This window comes from Thalassospira profundimaris WP0211 (assembly GCF_000300275.1).
Taxonomy (GTDB): Bacteria; Pseudomonadota; Alphaproteobacteria; order Rhodospirillales; family Thalassospiraceae; genus Thalassospira; species Thalassospira profundimaris.
The window spans coordinates 228,772-247,144 of record NZ_AMRN01000006.1 but is presented as its reverse complement, the minus strand read 5'-3'; the positions used below and the strand labels follow the sequence as shown (position 1 = coordinate 247,144).

General features: G+C 55.3%; 14 protein-coding genes and 2 tRNA genes. 13 read left to right on the top strand and 3 right to left on the bottom strand.

Going from position 1 to position 18,373, the window contains the following annotated elements; translation table 11 throughout:
- Positions 1–97 precede the first annotated feature (97 nt).
- The 5 genes from TH2_RS13180 (at position 98) to TH2_RS13160 (ending at position 6,997) form a co-directional block, all read left to right on the top strand.
- Positions 98–1,450, top strand: a complete 1,353-nt coding sequence (locus TH2_RS13180; protein WP_008890929.1) for an OmpA family protein — start codon at positions 98–100, stop codon at positions 1,448–1,450.
- Between the two features lie 334 nt (positions 1,451–1,784).
- Positions 1,785–3,026, top strand: coding sequence for an LL-diaminopimelate aminotransferase (locus TH2_RS13175; protein ID WP_040823791.1), 1,242 nt, complete (start codon positions 1,785–1,787; stop codon positions 3,024–3,026).
- Between the two features lie 122 nt (positions 3,027–3,148).
- Positions 3,149–4,453 carry a homoserine dehydrogenase gene (locus TH2_RS13170; protein WP_008890927.1) on the top strand — a complete coding sequence of 435 codons (1,305 nt, stop codon included), beginning with the start codon at positions 3,149–3,151 and terminating at the stop codon, positions 4,451–4,453.
- A 146-nt stretch (positions 4,454–4,599) separates the two neighbouring features.
- Complete coding sequence (gene glpX / locus TH2_RS13165; RefSeq protein WP_008890926.1) at positions 4,600–5,559, top strand: class II fructose-bisphosphatase; 960 nt, start codon at positions 4,600–4,602, stop codon at positions 5,557–5,559.
- Between the two features lie 145 nt (positions 5,560–5,704).
- Positions 5,705–6,997, top strand: a complete 1,293-nt coding sequence (locus tag TH2_RS13160; protein WP_008890925.1) for an Hsp70 family protein — start codon at positions 5,705–5,707, stop codon at positions 6,995–6,997.
- Here the strand turns inward: TH2_RS13160 and TH2_RS13155 are convergent, their stop codons facing one another.
- Positions 6,998–7,315: a hypothetical protein gene (locus TH2_RS13155; protein ID WP_040823789.1), complete on the bottom strand. Its 318-nt coding sequence runs from the start codon at positions 7,313–7,315 to the stop codon at positions 6,998–7,000.
- 194 nt (positions 7,316–7,509) lie between these two features.
- On the opposite strand from TH2_RS13155, the gene TH2_RS13150 reads away from it, so the two are divergent.
- From TH2_RS13150 to TH2_RS13125, 6 genes are all read left to right on the top strand, one after another.
- Positions 7,510–8,049, top strand: coding sequence for a peroxiredoxin (locus TH2_RS13150; protein ID WP_238538703.1), 540 nt, complete (start codon positions 7,510–7,512; stop codon positions 8,047–8,049).
- A 113-nt stretch (positions 8,050–8,162) separates the two neighbouring features.
- A complete protein-coding gene (gene recJ / locus TH2_RS13145) occupies positions 8,163–9,923 on the top strand; it encodes a single-stranded-DNA-specific exonuclease RecJ (RefSeq protein ID WP_008890921.1) in 1,761 nt (586 codons plus the stop codon).
- A gap of 80 nt (positions 9,924–10,003) precedes the next feature.
- Positions 10,004–11,266 carry an MFS transporter gene (locus TH2_RS13140; protein ID WP_008890920.1) on the top strand — a complete coding sequence of 421 codons (1,263 nt, stop codon included), beginning with the start codon at positions 10,004–10,006 and terminating at the stop codon, positions 11,264–11,266.
- A 154-nt stretch (positions 11,267–11,420) separates the two neighbouring features.
- Positions 11,421–11,496, top strand: a tRNA-Glu gene (locus TH2_RS13135).
- Positions 11,497–11,540: 44 nt separating this feature from the next.
- A tRNA-Glu gene (locus TH2_RS13130) sits at positions 11,541–11,616 on the top strand.
- 210 nt (positions 11,617–11,826) lie between these two features.
- Complete coding sequence (locus TH2_RS13125; RefSeq protein ID WP_008890919.1) at positions 11,827–12,885, top strand: hypothetical protein; 1,059 nt, start codon at positions 11,827–11,829, stop codon at positions 12,883–12,885.
- On the opposite strand, the gene TH2_RS13120 is transcribed toward TH2_RS13125, so the two are convergent.
- Both TH2_RS13120 and TH2_RS13115 read right to left on the bottom strand, forming a co-directional pair.
- Positions 12,882–14,252, bottom strand: a complete 1,371-nt coding sequence (locus tag TH2_RS13120) for a DNA polymerase IV (protein ID WP_008890918.1) — start codon at positions 14,250–14,252, stop codon at positions 12,882–12,884. The genes TH2_RS13125 and TH2_RS13120 overlap by 4 nt on opposite strands.
- 111 nt (positions 14,253–14,363) lie before the next feature.
- Positions 14,364–15,662 (bottom strand): EAL domain-containing protein, encoded by a 1,299-nt coding sequence (locus TH2_RS13115; RefSeq protein WP_008890917.1) that lies wholly within the window; start codon positions 15,660–15,662, stop codon positions 14,364–14,366.
- Positions 15,663–15,995: 333 nt separating this feature from the next.
- On the opposite strand from TH2_RS13115, the gene TH2_RS13110 reads away from it, so the two are divergent.
- The gene (locus TH2_RS13110) at positions 15,996–17,405 is read left to right on the top strand and encodes an SPOR domain-containing protein (protein ID WP_008890916.1); all 1,410 of its coding nucleotides are present in this window, start codon (positions 15,996–15,998) and stop codon (positions 17,403–17,405) included.
- Between the two features lie 135 nt (positions 17,406–17,540).
- Positions 17,541–18,266: an SAM hydrolase/SAM-dependent halogenase family protein gene (locus tag TH2_RS13105; protein ID WP_008890915.1), complete on the top strand. Its 726-nt coding sequence runs from the start codon at positions 17,541–17,543 to the stop codon at positions 18,264–18,266.
- Positions 18,267–18,373 lie beyond the last annotated feature (107 nt).

Here is an 18,373-nt window from a genome sequence, read left to right as displayed (position 1 = left end):
GCGTCGTTTAGGGGTAGTACAAGAATTATAAGGTGACGTTTTTGCGGATTGATTTAATGCAGACGTCGTCCAACTGAATTTGGAGCAGCGAAAAGAAATGGGCGTTCTGAAATCGACCACCGGGCAGGGGGCTTGGCAGGAGACTGCAAGGGGGAAGCTGCGGGTATTGCTGCAGACGGGCTCGGCCCTGGCTGTGGTGCTGACACTTGGCGCCTGTTCTTCGGTTCCCGATGCGATCAATCCGGTCGAGTGGGGCAAATCCGTCGGTGACATGTTTGATGGCGAAGATGAAGAGCGCGCTGTCAAATCCGACGAAGCCATTCCGGGTGAGGATGGCGAATACCCGAACCTTTCCGACACGCCCGCCAAACCGGTTGTCACCGGCGATGCAGAACGTGATGCACTGGTTGCCGGCCTGGCCGCAGACCGCCAGAATGCCCAGTATGAGCAGGGTGGCCGCCGTCAAAGCAGCCCGCCTGTGAACGCGCTGCAAGCCGCACCGGCAGCACCGGCGTCGCAACCCGCGATCAATCCGGCACCGACAACACCGGTTTCCAGCAGTTCGATGGCCGATACCGGCAGTTCCGCGGCCGCAACTGCCACCACGAGCGCGGTCACCTCTGCGCCAAGCGGCTCCAAGATTGCCGACGAATGGAATGCAAAATCACCTTCCAGTGGCCCGGTTCCGACACCGGAAGCCCCGCCTGCAGCACCGACTGCGGCACAGGGTGAAGATGCCCGGGCCCAGCAGCTCGCAGCCTATGAGGCAGCACAGGCAGCGCAAAGTGGGCAGTCTGCACAACAGACGGGTGCGGGTGCTCCTGTATCGTCTGGTGATCCGGTCATGGATCAGTATCAGCGTCGTCTGGCCGAAGGTCAGGGCGTCTTTGCCAATGAACCGGCGCCAGTGCAGACGCAGGAATTTGATTATTCGATGTATTCCGACAATGGTTCGGTGATCGTCGATGAAAGCCAGTTGGGCGGGGCGGAGCCGATGTATGGCGACTCCGCATCTTATGACATGACGGTCAGCAACGATGCGCTGGCATCGCGTCTTGGCGTGCAGTCGATTGATCAGGCTGGCCCGGCTGTCAGTGAAGTGCAGATCGCACAGATCCAGTTCGCGCACGGTTCGACCAACCTTGGTGGTGCCGATTACAACGTGCTTGAACAGGTTGCCGCAACCTGGCAGCAGACCAGCGGCTTTATCCGCGTGATTGGTCATGCGTCGATGCGTACAGGCAACATGTCGCTTGAGCAGCACCTGGCGGTTAACCGCCGCGTATCCGAGGGCCGTGCGGCGGCCGTCGTGTCGCGCCTGATTGAGCTTGGCGTCAATCCGAATGCGATCTTTGTCGGTGCGGATGGCTCGGCCGATCCGCGCTACTACGAAGGCGTTCCGGCGGGCGAAGCCGGCAACCGCCGTGTCGAGATTTATCTGGATTACTGATCACGTCGATCAGAACAGTTCAGAACCAAACAGCAAAACGCGGAGGGAGAAATCCTTCCGCGTTTTTTTTTGTGTTTGGAGCGTCGGGCGTGCCGAAATGGTCGGGTTTTTGCCGTCAGGCCGACGTCACCCGGTCCTTTCCCCGCCGTAAATCGCATTTATGCGTATTTTCCGCGCATTAATTCGTTGAGTATGATTTCAAGAAAAGGTACATCCTTCGAATTGTACGCTATTAATGGCCTAAATATCGGGTCTAAACGCAACTTTCGAGAAATCGAGGATATGCTTTTCGCATAAAATTCGAATTTCAGTGATTTGACGAGGAAACAGGATAATGTCGCAGGACTTCCACCGCATAAAACGTCTACCGCCTTATGTATTCGCAGAAGTAAATGCGATGAAGGCGGCGGCGCGGCGAGCGGGGGAGGACATTATCGATTTCGGCATGGGCAACCCGGACCCGGCGACCCCACAGCATATCGTCGACAAGCTGGTTGAGACGGTCCAGAACCCGCGCACCCATGGTTATTCGATGTCGCGCGGCATTCCCGGCCTGCGCAAGGCATTGGCGGCCTATTACGGCCGTCGCTTTGGTGTCGATATTGATCCCGAAAACGAAACCGTTGTGACCCTTGGTTCCAAGGAAGGTTTGGCAAACCTGGCTGCGGCGATCACAAGCCCCGGCGATATCTTTTTGGTGCCCAACCCGTCCTATCCGATCCATGCATTCGGCTTCATCATTGCCGGGGCCGCATTGCGCCATATCCCGATTGGTCACGATGATCAGGGGACGTTCAATACCGAAAGCTTTATGGATCAGCTTCATCGCGCGGTGAAACACTCGGTCCCGAAACCAAGTGCGGTGGTACTTAACTTCCCGGCCAACCCGACCGCCCTTGTGGTGGATCTGGCATTCTATCAGGAAGTTGTCGATTTCTGCCGCAAGCATGAAATCTATGTGCTGTCGGACATTGCCTATTCCGAGATCTATTTTGATGGCAATCCGCCGCCCTCGATCCTGCAGTGCAAGGGTGCAAAGGATATCGCCGTTGAATTCTATTCGCTGTCGAAAACCTATTCGATGGCGGGCTGGCGGATCGGGTTTGCCACCGGCAACAAAAAGCTGATCAACGCACTTACCCGCATCAAGTCATACCTTGATTACGGTGCCTTTACCCCGGTTCAGGTCGCGGCAACCGCCGCCCTTAACGGCCCGCAGGACTGTGTCGAGGAATTCCGGAACCTGTACCGCGAACGCCGCGATATCTTCATCGAAGGGGCGCAAAGTGCTGGTTGGGAAATCCCAAGCCCGGCGGCAACCATGTTTGCCTGGGCACCGATCCCCGATGCCTTTGCCGAACTGGGATCGCTTGATTTTTCCAAGCTGCTTATGCAGGAAGCAGGTGTTGCCGTGGCACCGGGTCTTGGCTTTGGCGAGTATGGTGATCGCCATGTGCGTATCGCGCTTGTGGAAAACAAGCACCGCATTCGTCAGGCCAATCGCAACATCAAACAGTTCTTTGCCAAGTGCCCCGATGCAGAATCTGCACGTGAACTGTTGAAGAAATCCGTCTGATATCTCATAAAGCATTCTGTGTTTCGCCCGGGACATGTCCCGGGCGTTCTGTTATCAGGGCGCAGTGATCTTTTTTGATCACGGGCGAAGCCAAAGATGTAACCACGCGACAAGGAGTTATCGTGAAAGACGTCGTCAAAATCGGTGTGGCAGGCCTGGGTACGGTCGGTGCCGGAACCGTTAAACTGCTGAGTGAACATCGCGACCTTCTGACAGACCGTTCGGGTCGCCAGATTGTCGTCACAGCGGTATCGGCGCGTGATCGAACTCGCGATCGTGGTTTTTCCACCGAAGGCCTGACCTGGTATGATGATGCCCGTGATCTTGCAGCGGACAAGGATATCGACATCCTTGTCGAACTGATCGGCGGATCAGATGGCATTGCCTATGACACCTGCAAGGCCGCTCTTGAAAACGGCAAGCACGTTGTGACCGCCAACAAGGCACTGATTGCGCTTAAGGGGGCGGAACTTGCACGGATTGCCGATGCCAATAATGTCACCATCGCCTATGAGGCGGCGGTTGCTGGCGGTATTCCGGTGATCAAGGCGCTGCGCGAAGGTCTGGCTGGTAACGAGATTTCGCGCGTGACCGGCATTTTGAATGGCACGTGTAACTATATCCTGACCACCATGCGTGAACAGGGCCGTGACTTTGCCGACGTTCTGGCAGAGGCACAGAAACTTGGCTATGCCGAAGCCGATCCGACCTTTGATGTCGATGGCATTGATGCCGCGCACAAGCTTGCGATCCTGGCAAGCCTCGCCTTTGGGGTCGAAGTCGACTTTGACGCGGTTGCGGTCGAAGGCATCCGAAGCGTTTCGGCCCTTGATATCCAGCTTGCCGAAGAACTTGGGTATCGCATCAAGCTGCTTGGTATCGCCAAACAGACGGCCGAGGGCATCGAGCAGCGCGTATCCCCGGTGATGGTCGATCGTGCGACCCAGATTTCCAAGGTCGAGGGCGTGTTTAACGCGGTGGCCCTTGAAGGCGACTATGTCGGTCCGGTGGTCCTGCAGGGCCGCGGGGCGGGGGAACGTCCGACCGCATCGGCGGTGGTTGCCGATATCGTCGATATCGCGGCTGGTCGTGCGGCACCGGTGTTTGGCCTGCCGGCAGATCGCCTTAAGAAAAACGTGCGTGCGTCGCTCGAAAAGCATGTTGGCGCCTATTACCTGCGCCTGATGGTTTGGGACCGCCCGGGTGTCATGGCCGAGGTGACCGCAACCCTTGCCAAGCATGGGGTGTCGATGGCGTCCATGATCCAGCATGGCCGCGCCGAAACCGAAGGCGGCGTTGTGCCGGTGGTCATCGTGGCACACGAAACGACTGAGTCCGCCATGTCGGGTGCGGTAAATGATATTGCAGCCTTTGAAAGCAATTCACAGCCGCCGGTTCTGATGCGGATTGAAAGCTTCGCATCTTAACAAAATGAACAACACATATTCGCCCCGTATCTGCCATGATGCGGGGCGATGTTGTATAGCTTGGACAGAAAACCGAGCATAAAAATAAAAAGACAACAATGAGATGGGGCCCCCAGACCCCACATCAGCAATACGAGGAAGAAGATATGGATCGAAATCTTGCGCTTGAAACGGTTCGCGTAACCGAGGCGGCGGCACTTGCGTGCTCTGGCCTGATGGGACGCGGCGACGAAAAGGCAGCCGATCAGGCCGCCGTGGACGCCATGCGCAATGCGCTTAACAGCATGGATATCAAAGGCACGGTCGTGATTGGCGAAGGCGAACGCGACGAAGCCCCGATGCTGTTTATCGGCGAAGAAGTTGGCTCCGGCGAAGGTCCGGAAATCGATATCGCGCTTGATCCGCTTGAAGGTACGACCATTTGCGCGACCGGCGGCCCGAACTCTTTGGCCGTCGTTGCCATGGCCGAAAAGGGTGGCTTCCTGAATGCGCCGGACACCTATATGGAAAAGATTGCCGTCGGCGGTGGTCTTCCGGACGATGTTGTCGACCTTGATGCCAGCCCGGCCGAAAACCTCAAAAGCCTTGCAAAAGCCAAGGGTTGCGATGTTGCCGATCTGGTCGTCTGTATTCTTGATCGTCCGCGCCATCAGGAAATCATTGCCAAAACCCGTGAAGCCGGTGCACGCATCATGCTGATCGGGGATGGTGATGTTGCCGGTGTGATCGCGACTTCTCAGAAAACTTCGGGCATCGATCTTTACATGGGTACCGGCGGCGCGCCGGAAGGTGTTCTGGCCGCGGCAGCCCTTCGTTGCATCGGTGGTCAGTTCCAGGGCCGTCTTGTTTTCCGCAACGATGACGAAATCGCGCGCGCGAAAAAATGGGGCATCGAAGACCTGACCCGCAAATACAAGCTGACCGAACTTGCCAAGGGCAATGTCATGTTTGCGGCAACCGGTGTGACCGATGGCGCGATGCTGCGCGGCGTGCGCCGCTTTGCCAATGGGGCGGAAACCGAAAGCATCGTGATGCGTTCGCAATCCGGTACTGTACGTTATGTCCGCGCCGTGCACGATTTCAGCCGGAAAATCTGGTACAAATAAGCGACCAGTTCTCAAATTTCGAAAAGGGAGTGCCTTGATGTAATTCTCGGCACTCCCTTTTTTCGTTTAATGGCTTGCAGGGGCAGGTGGACTGCGTTACATCCTCCGCCCCCTGTGACCAACACCAAATGCCGGAGCCTGCCTGATGTCGGAAATTATTGCCCTTGATTTCGGAACGACGAACTCTGTTCTTGCCGTGGCAGACAGTGCAGGAAACGTGCAATCCGCCGCGTTCGAGGTCGGCACCAAAAGCTTCGATACCTATCGGACCATTCTGTATTTCTGGGAAGATCAGGATCTGAAGGCGCCAAATGCGCCAAGCCACACCAAAAGCTGTTCCGGCCCGTTCGCGATTGAGGAATACCTTAAGGAAAGCCAAGACTGCCGCCTGATCCAGTCGATGAAATCCTATCTGGCGGCCAAGGATTTCGACGGCACGGATATCTTCGGGACCAACTATTCCATCGAAGATCTGATTGGTACGTTCCTGACGCAAATCCATCACTTCGCGCAACACAGCCTTGGCTGGCTGGGACAGCGGGTGATTTCCGGGCGGCCTGTCGCCTTTGCGGGGAATAACCCGGACAACGACTTTGCCGAAATGCGCTTGCGTGCGGCCTATGAACAGGCCGGTTTTGATGTCGAGGCCATGGTGTTCGAACCATTGGCAGCATCCTATTATTACGGGCGAGAGCTCGATAAACCCGAAACCGTTCTGGTCGCCGACTTTGGCGGTGGTACCAGTGACTTTTCGCTGATCCGCTTTACACCGGGACTGGGCATTCGCGGGGTGCAGCCGCTTTCGCACACGGGTCTTGGCGTTGCGGGTGACCGGTTTGATTATCGCATCATCCAGAAGGCCGTTTGGCCGCGTTTGGGCTTTGGATCCGAATACAAATCCATGGGCGCGACCCTGCCGGTTCCGCGGCAATATTACACGGCGTTTTCGCGCTGGCACGAACTGGCGATGATGAACCAACCCAAAACCATTAACGAAATCAAAGGTCTGATCCGATCCGCAACCAAGCCCGATGATATCGAGGATCTGGTGGCGATCATCGAAGACGAAATGGGCTTCCACCTTTATCAGTCGGTATCAAAGGCCAAGGCAGAGCTTTCTGAAAAAGACAGCACCATCTTGCAATTCGCCCACGGCGGGGTGGAGATCGAAGAAAAACTGACCCGTGCCGATTTCGAAGCCTCGATTGCACCCGACATGGCCGAGATCGAACTGGCAGCCAAAAACTGCCTTGATCAGGCTGGTGTCGATGCACGTGATGTCTCAAAGGTCTTCATGACCGGCGGCACATCCTATGTCCCCGCCGTGCGCAAGCTGTTCGAAGATCGCTTTGGCAAGGACCGCATCGAAATCGGCCAGCCGTTCCTGTCGGTGGCACACGGGTTGGCTCTGATCGCGGCGGACGAAGGCATCGTCTGATCAGCAGGCGAAGTCACCGCCGCACTGAACCGACAGCAGCACGACTGCGAGAATGACAAGCCCGATGGCAAGGCCGCTGAGCCCATAAAGCCAGATTGATTTCGGGTGGCGTTTGAATATCCACGGAAGAATGCCGCCCATCAGGCAGAGCACCGGAAATGCCAGGACGCTGAAAAACAGGAACTGGGTGTAGACATTTTCATCTGATCCCGGTGCGTCAAACATCATTGGTGAAAACATCACCATTGGCATCGACATCAGGGCAGTAAGTATGGACAGGATGGATAATCCGATCCTGAGACCTTTTTTCTGGGGCATTGCGCGTATCCATTTTTGTTATCGCACCAGTTTGCACAGCTTTGCCGCGCAGGCAAATGGTGTGATGCAGCAAAATGTTTTTCACAATACGAAATCGATGCTTCTTTTTAAGCCTTGGGTTCAGACTTATCTTGAAAGCCAAAGGGCCGAACCTTGTTCGTGATAAAAGCCCGCTCTTGTATCCTGGGAGGATCATGATGAGTTCAGAAAGCGACGCACATGTGATTGAACGCCTGACGGGGCAGATCCTGCCTGCGATGGGTTTGTCTGCAACCAATGACGCATCCGTTGATTTGTCGACACTGTCGGGCCGCACGGTTGTCTATGCCTATCCGCGCACGGCGGAGCCCGGCGTGCCGTCCCCGGAAGGTTGGAACGAAATTCCCGGTGCCAAGGGCTGTACGCCACAATCCTGTTCGTTCCGTGATCACGCAGCGGAATTGCGCGCGGTCGGTGTCGAAAGCCTGTTCGGGCTTTCAAGCCAGACAACCGATTATCAAAAAGAAGCAGCCGAGCGCCTTCATCTGCCATTTGCATTGCTGTCGGATGCTGATCATCGCTTCAAGGAAGCCATGGCGATGCCCGATTTCGAGGCCGATGGCATGCGCCTGTTCAAGCGTCTGACCATGGTCATTGACGATGGCAAGATCACCAAGGTGTTCTATCCCGTCGATGATCCGGCCGCAGATGCCGAGAACGTTTTGAAATGGTGCGGGGAAAACCCGGCCGGCTAGGGATTGCCATGTCTCGGTGCGGTTTGATCGATTGGCAAAATATCCGGTTTCAGACCGCCCGAGATTGCGCTATTCCATAGGGCATGACAGAGCATTCACAAGAAAAGACCTTTATGGGCATTGAGCGATCCGTCACCGGCAAATGGTGGCGGGAACGCGCAAATGATGAGCGACTGGCAACCACGATTGCCCAGCGTTTCGGCGTGCCCGAGATTGTTGGCCGGGTAATGGCCGCACGCGGCATTGACCTTGATGACGCCGAAAGTTTCCTGTCACCGACACTGCGTGACCTGATGCCTGACCCATCCAGCTTGCAGGATATGGACAAGGCAGCCGCGCGCATCGCCGATGCGATTGAGGCGGGCGAGGGGATTGCGGTATTTGGCGATTATGACGTTGATGGCGCGACCAGTACGGCGTTGTTGAAACGGTTTTTCCGCGCCATTGGTGTTGATGTTCCTGTCCATATTCCCGATCGCATGAAAGAGGGCTATGGCCCGAATGCGCCCGCCCTTCTGGAGCTGCAACGCAAGGGTGCCAAGCTGGTCCTGACGGTTGATTGCGGTGTGACTGCTTATGCGCCGCTGCAAGAAGCCCGCGATGCCGGGATCGAGATCATTGTTGTCGACCACCATGCAGCAGAGCCGGAATTGCCGCCTGCCGTGGCGGTCGTGAACCCCAACCGGCTTGATGATGAAAGCGGGCTTGGGCATCTTTGTGCAGCAGGTGTGGCCTTTTTGGTCTGTGTGGCGTTGCTGCGCGAATTGCGCAATCGTGGCTGGCTTGAAAAGAAGGGCGTTCGCGCACCCGATTTGCGCAACTGGCTTGATCTGGTAGCGCTTGGTACGGTGTGTGATGTGGTGCCGTTGCGCGGATTGAACCGGGCGTTTGTGACCCAGGGCCTTAAGGTGATGAAGCACCGATCCAATGTCGGCATGACATCACTTGCCGATATTGCCGGCGTCAACGAAGTGCCCAGTGCCTATCACCTGGGTTATGTCCTTGGGCCGCGTGTGAATGCCGGTGGGCGCGTTGGCGAGAGTTTTCTGGGCTCCACCCTGCTTTCGGGCGAGAACCCCGCAGAGGCGCAGGATATCGCCCGCAGACTTGATGAATATAACCGTGAGCGCAAGGCGATCGAGGATATCGTCCTTGATCAGGCCATCAGCGCGGTCGAGGGCAGGTCAAAGGTCGGCTCCATGGTGCTGGTTGGTGGCGAAGACTGGCATCCGGGCGTAATCGGTATTGTCGCAAGCAGGCTTAAGGATCGCTATCACGTGCCGTCGCTTGTGATGGGCAAGGTTGACGGCGTCTATAAGGGGTCTGCGCGTTCTGTGCGCGGGATTGATCTGGGCGATGCGATCATTGCGGCGCGTCAGGCCGGGCTTCTGATCAATGGTGGCGGGCACCATATGGCGGCGGGCTTTACACTTGATCCCGAAAAGCTTGACGCGTTCGAGGCCTTCCTTGAAGAACGCTTTGCCAAGATCATCGCCGAAAATGATATTCGCCCGACGATCACGGTCGATGGGGCGCTTCATGCCAAGGGTGCGACACTTGAGCTTATCGACTCACTTGAAAAGCTGGGGCCTTTTGGTGCGGGCAATGCCGAGCCCAGATTTGCCTTTGTCGATTGCCGGGCGGTCAAGGCCGATGTTGTCGGACAGGATCATGTGCGCTGTATCCTGACCGGGTCAAACGGGCAGGGGCGGCTTAAGGCAATTGCGTTCAGATGCCTTGATAATGATATGGGCCAGACCCTGATCAAACATGGTGGGCGCCCGTTGCATGTTCTGGGGCATTTGCGCCGTGATAGCTGGCAGGGGCGTGATGGTGTGCAACTGATTATTGATGATGTGGCCTTGCCGGTCTAGCGACGTGACCCCGGGCAGGGCAGCTATGATGCTGCAAATGCTTGCCGTTATGGTTCGATCAGACTAATCCTGAAGACACCATGACACAAAATTCGCGCCCCACACCCACCTCTGCGACGCCCAAGCATGGCCTCGGATCGTTTTTGATCGTTCTGATGCCGATCATGCTGGCCTTTTCGCTTAGTCAGTTTTTCCGTTCTGCCCAGGCGCTGCTTGCCGGGCCGCTACGTGAACAGCTTGCCGTTACGCCCGAACAGCTTGGCCTGATATCGGGTAGCTTCCATTTTGCCTTTGCTCTGATGCAGATCCCCGTCGGGGTGCTGCTCGACCGGTATGGGCCGCGCCTGACCAACGGGTTTCTGACCATGGTCACCGTTGCCGGTGTCTTTATCTTTGCCAATGCGCAAAGCGTGCTGGGCCTGATGGCGGGCCAGGCGGTGATTGGCGTTGGCTGTTCGGCGGCCTTCATGTCGGCACTGGTTCTGGCCGCGCGCTGGACCGCACCCGAAAAGTTTGCCGCTGCATCCGGTTTGATCGTTTCGTTCAGTTTGATGGGCGTTCTGGCATCGGCAACGCCGCTTGCCACACTGGTTGAGGCCTATGGCTGGCGGGCGGTTTATTACGGCCTTGCCGGTATTGCGTTGATTGCGGTTGTGCTTGATTTCATTCTGGTCCGCGACAACCCGCCGGGCCATGCAACCCATGCCCAGCGCGGCGAAAGTGTCGGTGATGTCCTGCGCGGTATGGTGTCGGTCTGGTCAAACCGGCAGGTCTGGTTGCTGTCGGGCGTGGCGTTTTTCAGCTATCCGACGATCCTGACAGTCCGAGGGCTTTGGGGCGGGCCTTATTTGCATGACGTGTTTGATCTGGGCGCTGTCGAGGTTGGTAATATCCTTCTGGTCATGACGATTGGCATGATCATTGGTCCGCCGACCTATGGGCAACTGTCGCGCATGATGCCTGACAATACCCGTGGTCTGATTGTCTTTGCCGTGCTGGTCGGGGCGGTTGCCTGCCTGATGCAGGCCTTTGTCGGGCCAATGGGGACGGGCATCGCCATGGTTTTGATGTTGCTGCACGGCTTCCTTGGCAGCAGTGCGACGCTCAATTACGCGGCATCGCGCAAGGCGGTGGCCGAACATCAGATTGGCCGGGCGCTGACCACGATCAATCTGGCGACCTTTGGCGGTCTGTTCGTCCTGCAAGGCATTGCCGGACTGATTGTCGGCCATTATGAGGCCGACCCGGATACCGGTTACAAGGCGATGTTTGTCTTTTTGGGCTGTGGTCTTGCTGTGGCGGGGATCAGTTTCTGGATTGGAACCCGACGCCATAGCCAATAAACCGTCTGGTTAAACAGTGTGCCAAGGTTTTTCAGTATTTGGTCGGGAATGGCATCATTTACGCCAAGGGATTAAAAAAAACGTCACAGGGGCGAAAAAGCCGCTTGACCTGACCCCACCCAATCGCTAAAAACCGGCCTCGTTAACGCGCTGTGTCCCCTTCGTCTAGAGGCCTAGGACACCGCCCTTTCACGGCGGCAACAGGGGTTCGAATCCCCTAGGGGACGCCACCAACCGAAAGTCACGACATTCGCACATAAATGCTTGTGCCTGTGTCCCCTTCGTCTAGAGGCCTAGGACACCGCCCTTTCACGGCGGCAACAGGGGTTCGAATCCCCTAGGGGACGCCATCTTTTCCAGATAATAAAGTTTCTCACTCAACTCCTGCAGCGTCATGATGGGGTTTGTGTGGTTTTGAGCGTACACTATGCTTGGTCGCGGGCCAACTTAGTTGGGTCGTCTTCAATGTATGTTTATGCCAGTTGATTCTTTGTCGTGCAGACCACTTGTTATATAATTGAACAGTATTGTTCTGGCGTCAATTATAGGTGGTGTGCAGGATGGCTAAACTCAGTTTGAATAAAACTGAAGAGCTTGAAGAAGTCCGAGTTCATACAAGGCATCATTTACAAAAGCACAAGTGCATTGATGGATTGTCGATTGATGCCAAAGCACCAGAACACGGGACGAAATTCGCATTCATCGCTAGTGCCCCAAAGCTAGTCAGTAAGTCCAGAGAGAACTGGTATCGATGCTCTTATTGCGAGGTCGACAACAAGTTCATGGACGGGAAAATAGTTTATTGTGAGGACAAAAAGCTAAGGTTGATTGGTGAGGATTGTTGGAAAAGGCATATTGCTGATGATGAATGGCATGGGGCGAAGGATGAGTACCGGCAATTTGAACGGAAAGAAAAATTCAAGAGTCTATCTGTCGAGTATCCTCAAGCTCTCAAAGACATAAACGATTCACTAAAGCTCGTTCTTGCAGCACCCAAAACATGGGATTTTGTGGATCGATACCCAGTGGAATTTGAGAGGCGAATGTCAAGTTTGTGGCGACAACTTCAGATTGCGCGTAGCAGAGATGGCCGCTTAAGCGTTCTAAGGCGTGTTGTCGACTATCAAGCAATTGAGAGAGGGGGCAGCGGTTCCGGAAAGAAGATTCAAGAATTTACATTGCATAGGGTAATGGGAGTGGAGGCGTTGTCGAGGTCTCCTATGAAGGCAAAACGATTTCTTGAATCTGGTCAGCAAAAACTATGGCATGCAAAGAAAATCTTGGTGGATACCAAGTGGGGAGATCTGACAAATCATTCTTTTTCTGGGAAAATAAAGGAATTTGAAGCCTTGTGCTTTGAGGGAGCTGAATTGATTGAGGATGCATGCGATTTGATCAAAGAGGTTTTAGAATTTTTCTCACAACGGAATCTCTCTGGTATTGTTCTGTGGGCTAATGACCCAGACTGTGAACTGTCAACCGAAGGGACTTATGAGTTAGTTGCGAATGGGCTACGGTTTCGAGGTCAGACTTCGGACTGCGAGATTAATGTGCCGCATGGTATTGGGATTCAAGTCGAGGGTTTGGGGCACCTAAACCGTCTATTGAGGAAAAGCTAGAACCTAAACCGCTGCTGCCGTGCTATCTTCTTTTTATGCTGCCGATAACGCCGTGTCAGGCTTTCGCGCAATTGTTCGGCAGTCGGTCGGGGCAGGTCGATGACCGTGCGCGGGGTTTCTGGTGTGATTGCGTCTGACTGCGCGGCATCATCGGTGATGGCGGCGATATCACCGGCAAACAAATCAACCGGATCGGCCATGTCGGCGTCGTAAAGGTCGGCCACTCCGACGCCAAGTAACCGATAGCGCGTGCCATCGATTTCCTTTTTAAGCAACGTCAGCGCAGCATCAAGAATGACGTCTTCACGCAATGTCGGATAGGTCAGGCGCATGTTGCGGGTGCGGAGCTTGAAGTCCGATGATTTCAGTTTGAGTATCACGGTGTGCCCGGCGATTTCCTTGCGCGCCAGATCGCTGGCGACCCTTGAGGTGAGGCGGGCGGCGATCTCGGAAAGCTCGGATAGGCTTGCGATATCTTCGTTGAAGGTGGTTTCCGAAGACAGACTTTTGCGTTCCGTGCTTTGCTCCACACGCCGATTGTCTTCACCGCGGGAAAAGTAAAAGAACCGCTTGCCGATGCTGCCATAACGGCCCTGAAGGGTATGGATGTCCATTTCCTGCAGCTGCCCGATGGTTGTAACGCCATCTGCATGCAGTTTGCGCTCCATCGCGGGGCCAACACCCCACATCATGCGCACTGGCTTGTCTGCCAGGAAATCAAGCGCCTCACGCCGCCCGATCATGGAAAAGCCAAACGGCTTGTTGAGATCGGATGAGATCTTGGCAAGAAACTTGTTATAGGAAAGCCCGATCGAGACCGTGATGCCGACTTCGCGTTTAATCGTGTTTTGCAGGTCGATCAGGCATTCTGCCGCCGATTTGCCATGGGTTTCCATGGCGTTGGTGAGGTCCATAAAGGCCTCGTCAATCGACAGCGGTTCGATATCGGGGGTGAGCGCGCGCATCATGTCGCGAATGCGATAGCCTTCGCGCTGATACTTTTTCATATCGGACTTCAAAAACACCGCATCGGGGCAGAGTTCCCGTGCCTTGAAGGCAGGCATGGCGGACCGCACGCCATATTTGCGCGCAACATAACAGCATGTCGCAACAACACCACGATGACCGCCGCCAATAATAACGGGCTGATCGACCAATTCCGGGCGGTCACGCTTTTCAATCGACGCATAAAAAGCATCGCAATCGAGATGACCAATCGCAAGCTCTGGCAGTTCCGGGTGGGCGATGGCGCGCTTGCAGGAACAGACCGGGCAGGGCACATAGGACCCGCTACCGCTTTTTGGGAGCGGTCGGTCAAGATGCAGTCGCCATTTGTGATGGCAATCCGGGCACAGCGCGTACAACATGCTTATTTGTACTGCTTTTGTTCCCGTGTTGCCAAGGGGTGAAATGAAGGTGGTTGCCGGTAAACCAAGGCTCCTGACCGGTTTGTCAGGAGGATGTCTGGCAGCGGTCGGTTATCGCGTCGGCTTGTCGTCGGTTGGTCTTGTCGGCGCAGGTCTGACGGGTTTTTTGGCGTCGCGCTTGGCGCGGCGCTGCCGGGCGATCATGTTGTCGATATAGCGCCCCTGGAACAGGGTGATGCCAAGCGACTGGCCGAACTTGATCGCGGTGGGCGAATCACAACGGCACAGGATCACGCGTTCCCGGCCGGAGTTTTTCACCAGACTGTCCATTTCCGAATATTTTTTGCGGATGACATTATCAGTCATCTCTTCGCGCCATGCGACCTTGATGAAGTCTGCCTTAAGGCGTTTACGATCAACAAAGGACAGGGCTTCGACCGTCAGGTTGTCGATCAGAATGCGATAACCGCGTTCATGAAAGTCGTCACGCACACTGAGATAGGTTTCAAGGTTTGAAAACAGATCAACCTGATTAAGCTCGATGATCACGTTGCCCTGCCAGTTGCGGCGCACGGTTTCATCAAACTTGTCAAAATCCTTCGACGTCAGGGTGCCAAGATTGAGGTTGATCGAGAACGAACTTGCATGCGTCTTGAAGGTCCGCTTGCACAGATAGTTCAGCATGCGTTTGTCGAGTGTCTCGGTCATGTGCTGGAACAGCCAACGGTTTGACGCCAGATCAATATTGGGCATCAGCGCGTTGCGCAGATCGGTGATCGAGACAAAGAACTCGTCAAATACCGGATGCAGTTCCTTGGAACTGCCATGGGCAAAGACACAGACCGGTTGCTGGCGAATATGTTCGGACAGATCGGCTGTGTGAATGGTTTCTTCGAGTTCGCCGAGGTTTTCGGCCGTGATCGGGTTCAGAACGTTGTTGTCTTTTTCACGCTGGATGGCACTACGCATGTTCAAGCTTTTCTGAAGCTTTTTGGCGCGCTCATCAAGGTGCTGACACAGCAACAGGAATTCCTGGAACTCGGTATTAAGGTTGTACCAGGTGCAAAAACCGGTTTCCTCGCTGTCGTCCTGTGACAGCGGATCATCGCGGAACAGATAGCGCAGCGTATCAACAGCCGGTTCGACATCGGCAATCGATTTGTCTTTCCAGACAAAGATCAGATCATTGTTGGTCAGAACAAAGATACGGCCGACATAGAGTTTGACATAGCTTTCAAAGGTATTGGTCGCAACGCGGATATGATAATCGCGGCGGTGGAACGGTTTTAGGCGCGACAGGTGAATATGTACAGCCCGGTGCCCGTATTTACGGGTCTCCAGCCGTTGCACATAATCCAGCAACAGGTATTCCTGAAGGGCCTGTTGGCCATATTGCTGCGGTTCAATCACGCCGAAACCCCTGAAAGAGAAAACGTTTTTTTGAGTGGTTATTTGCCGGTTGAATACACCGAAGACCGAAGTCTGATCAAATCATAATGTTCTGAAGGTCTGGTTAATGGTTGAGACACTCACTTTAGCACTATTCTATGTATAGAAACTATACGTATGGCAGGACAAGTGTCGCGTCAAAAACAGTGATTAATTTGCTTTAACGAATTGTTGGCAAGCAGGGTGCAAAATCAAGGCTGTATGGGGGAAGTCCATGCCGGGTTTTGCTGGAATATGAACCGGCACTACAGCATGATTTCCGAAACGGGTTTTATGGAATAGGGGATTGGCGCCATGCAGGTATCCGCAAAGCGGACCGGGAACTGGCTGAAAATCGGCAAGGGTATTGCTGTGATCGGTATGGTTTCATGGGTGTCGGCCTGTGCGCCGCTGCTGGATCAGGACTTCTGGGACGAGGCAACGTCCTTTGCCGATGACAACTACACGGCCCTTGGCCTGCAACAATTGGCCAGCGGTGATTATGCATCTGCGGAAAAGTATTTTGACGAGGCACTGCGCAAAAATCCCCAGGATGGCCATGCAATGTTGTGGCGGTCCGTTCTTTATCAAAATACCAACCGCCCGGATCGGGCGCGCGATGGTTATGAAACACTGATCGCGATGAACCCGCCCGGTACGGTTCTGATGTCTTCGGCAACGGGCACACAGCCGCGCCCGTTGCGGGACGCAGCTGAATTCAACCTGTCGCGGCTTCAACGTGGCCTGCCGGGGTCGCTGAGTATCAATGATCAAATCATTAGCGGGCCGTCGGGCCTTGGCAATGGTGCTGCGGCTGTTGCCGCCGGTCGTGCCACAAACGCGCCGATGACGGGCAACCCGGTTTCGTCCATGACCAGCGCGTCAACGAGGCCGATGGATGTTCCGGCCGGTGCAGCCCTGTCGGCAGGGGACGAGGCAATTGCCAAACGGTTTGCGATCTTGCGCAATCTCCAGTCCACCGGACTTGTCACGCCCGAGGAATATTCCGCCCGCCGTTCGGCAAACCTTGGTGCGTTGCTGCCCATGAGCCAACCGGCACCGTCGGCATTCTTGAATAACCCGCCGCCAGATGGCGAACAGGTCGAACAACGCCTTAATCAGCTAAACCGTGCGCTTCAGATCGGGGCGATTACCGTGCAGGAACATGTTGCAGAACGCACCGCCATTCTCGATGCGTTATTGCCAGCCCAGCCGCGCCAACGCGCAACTCCGCCGCCAGCCCCGCAAGGTCTGATGGATGCCGCACGCCAGATCGCACGCATCGAAGACCTGCAACAGATGAAACTGGTCACACCTGATGAGTTCAAGCGCGAACGTGACGCGATTGAAGCCGCCATTGTCGAACCGGCACAGGGCACGGCAATGACGCTTAATTCCGGGGAACCGGTCCGCCGTGTTGCCACGGGTGAAAGCCGCCCGGTTCAGGCGGCTGAGGAAATGGCAAGCGCGCCTGCCGCTATGGCAAGTGGCTCCAAATCCGTTCATCTGGCGTCTTATCGCAATGAGGCACAGGCTGAACGCGGCTGGCAAATCCTGAGCAGCCGTTATGGCCAGCTTGCCCCGCTTCAACATGGTGTGACGCGCGCCAGCATTCCGGGCAAGGGCACCTATTATCGCCTGATGGCAACGGGGCTAAGCGATAGTGCGGCAAGCTCGCTGTGTGCGGAGCTGAAACGACGCGGCCAGTTCTGCGAGGTTAAGTAGCACTTCGGGTCCATGGACCTTATCTTAAAAGAATAGCGACAACGCCGGTGGGATCAAAATGTTGCCACCGGCGTTGTTGTCTTCAAGCTAGGTCCTGAGCCTAACCTTATTCAACCGATATTCCGGTAACATGCCATGATCTTTGTCTTTAGCGATTTTGGTGTAAACGGCCCCTATAGCGGCACCATGCGGTCGGTCGTGATGCGCCATGCGCCGGATGTGCCGATCTGCGATCTGATGTGTGATGCGCCGGACCGGAACCCGAAAGCCGCAAGTTACCTTCTGGCGGCCTTAACCCGCGAATTTCAGGCGGGCGATGTGGTCTTGGCGGTTGTTGATCCGGGGGTAGGCAGTGCGCGTCGGGGGCTTGTTGTTACGGCCGATGGCGTTTCATATGTCGGGCCGGATAATGGTTTGTTTGAAATGATTATAAGGCGTGCCGAAAAGGTATCGATCAAGGTCATTGACTGGATGCCCGATGACGCATCGGCAAGCTTCCATGGTCGCGATATCTTTGCCCCGGTCGCCGCATGGATCGCAACCGATCAGGCTTTTGCATCGCATCCGATCGCACTTGATGCGCGGTTCGGTCCGGCACAGGATTGGCCCGATGAACTGGCCGAAGTGATCTATGTCGATCCTTATGGCAACCTGATGACGGGACTTTCTACGCGTTCACTTGATGAAAAGATCACGGTCAATGTGCATATCGTTTCCGGGGCGCGGACATTCTCCGACGTTCCGGAAGGATCGGCTTTCCATTACCGCAATTCGATCGGGCTCTGTGAAGTGGCGGTGAATTGCGGACGCGCCGATAAAATGATGGGCGCTGTGATCGGAAGCACTGTTGGCGTGAATTGAATATGTTACGCGCAATCGATGATTGGTTCGTAAGTGTGTGATGTGATCGTTTGAAGGTGTGAACTGGTGTTTGCGATATGCAATCAATCCTTGAGCAGGGCTTGGTG

Coding starts and splice junctions, on each gene's coding strand:
- TH2_RS13120 (WP_008890918.1), bottom strand. CDS start 14,252: ATGTTGTACGCGCTGTGCCCGGATTGCCATCACAAATGGCGACTGCAT.
- TH2_RS13105 (WP_008890915.1), top strand. CDS start 17,541: ATGATCTTTGTCTTTAGCGATTTTGGTGTAAACGGCCCCTATAGCGGC.
- TH2_RS13125 (WP_008890919.1), top strand. CDS start 11,827: ATGGCTAAACTCAGTTTGAATAAAACTGAAGAGCTTGAAGAAGTCCGA.
- TH2_RS13150 (WP_238538703.1), top strand. CDS start 7,510: ATGATGAGTTCAGAAAGCGACGCACATGTGATTGAACGCCTGACGGGG.
- glpX (WP_008890926.1), top strand. CDS start 4,600: ATGGATCGAAATCTTGCGCTTGAAACGGTTCGCGTAACCGAGGCGGCG.
- TH2_RS13110 (WP_008890916.1), top strand. CDS start 15,996: ATGCAGGTATCCGCAAAGCGGACCGGGAACTGGCTGAAAATCGGCAAG.
- TH2_RS13160 (WP_008890925.1), top strand. CDS start 5,705: ATGTCGGAAATTATTGCCCTTGATTTCGGAACGACGAACTCTGTTCTT.
- TH2_RS13155 (WP_040823789.1), bottom strand. CDS start 7,315: ATGCCCCAGAAAAAAGGTCTCAGGATCGGATTATCCATCCTGTCCATA.
- TH2_RS13140 (WP_008890920.1), top strand. CDS start 10,004: ATGACACAAAATTCGCGCCCCACACCCACCTCTGCGACGCCCAAGCAT.
- TH2_RS13175 (WP_040823791.1), top strand. CDS start 1,785: ATGTCGCAGGACTTCCACCGCATAAAACGTCTACCGCCTTATGTATTC.
- TH2_RS13180 (WP_008890929.1), top strand. CDS start 98: ATGGGCGTTCTGAAATCGACCACCGGGCAGGGGGCTTGGCAGGAGACT.
- recJ (WP_008890921.1), top strand. CDS start 8,163: ATGGGCATTGAGCGATCCGTCACCGGCAAATGGTGGCGGGAACGCGCA.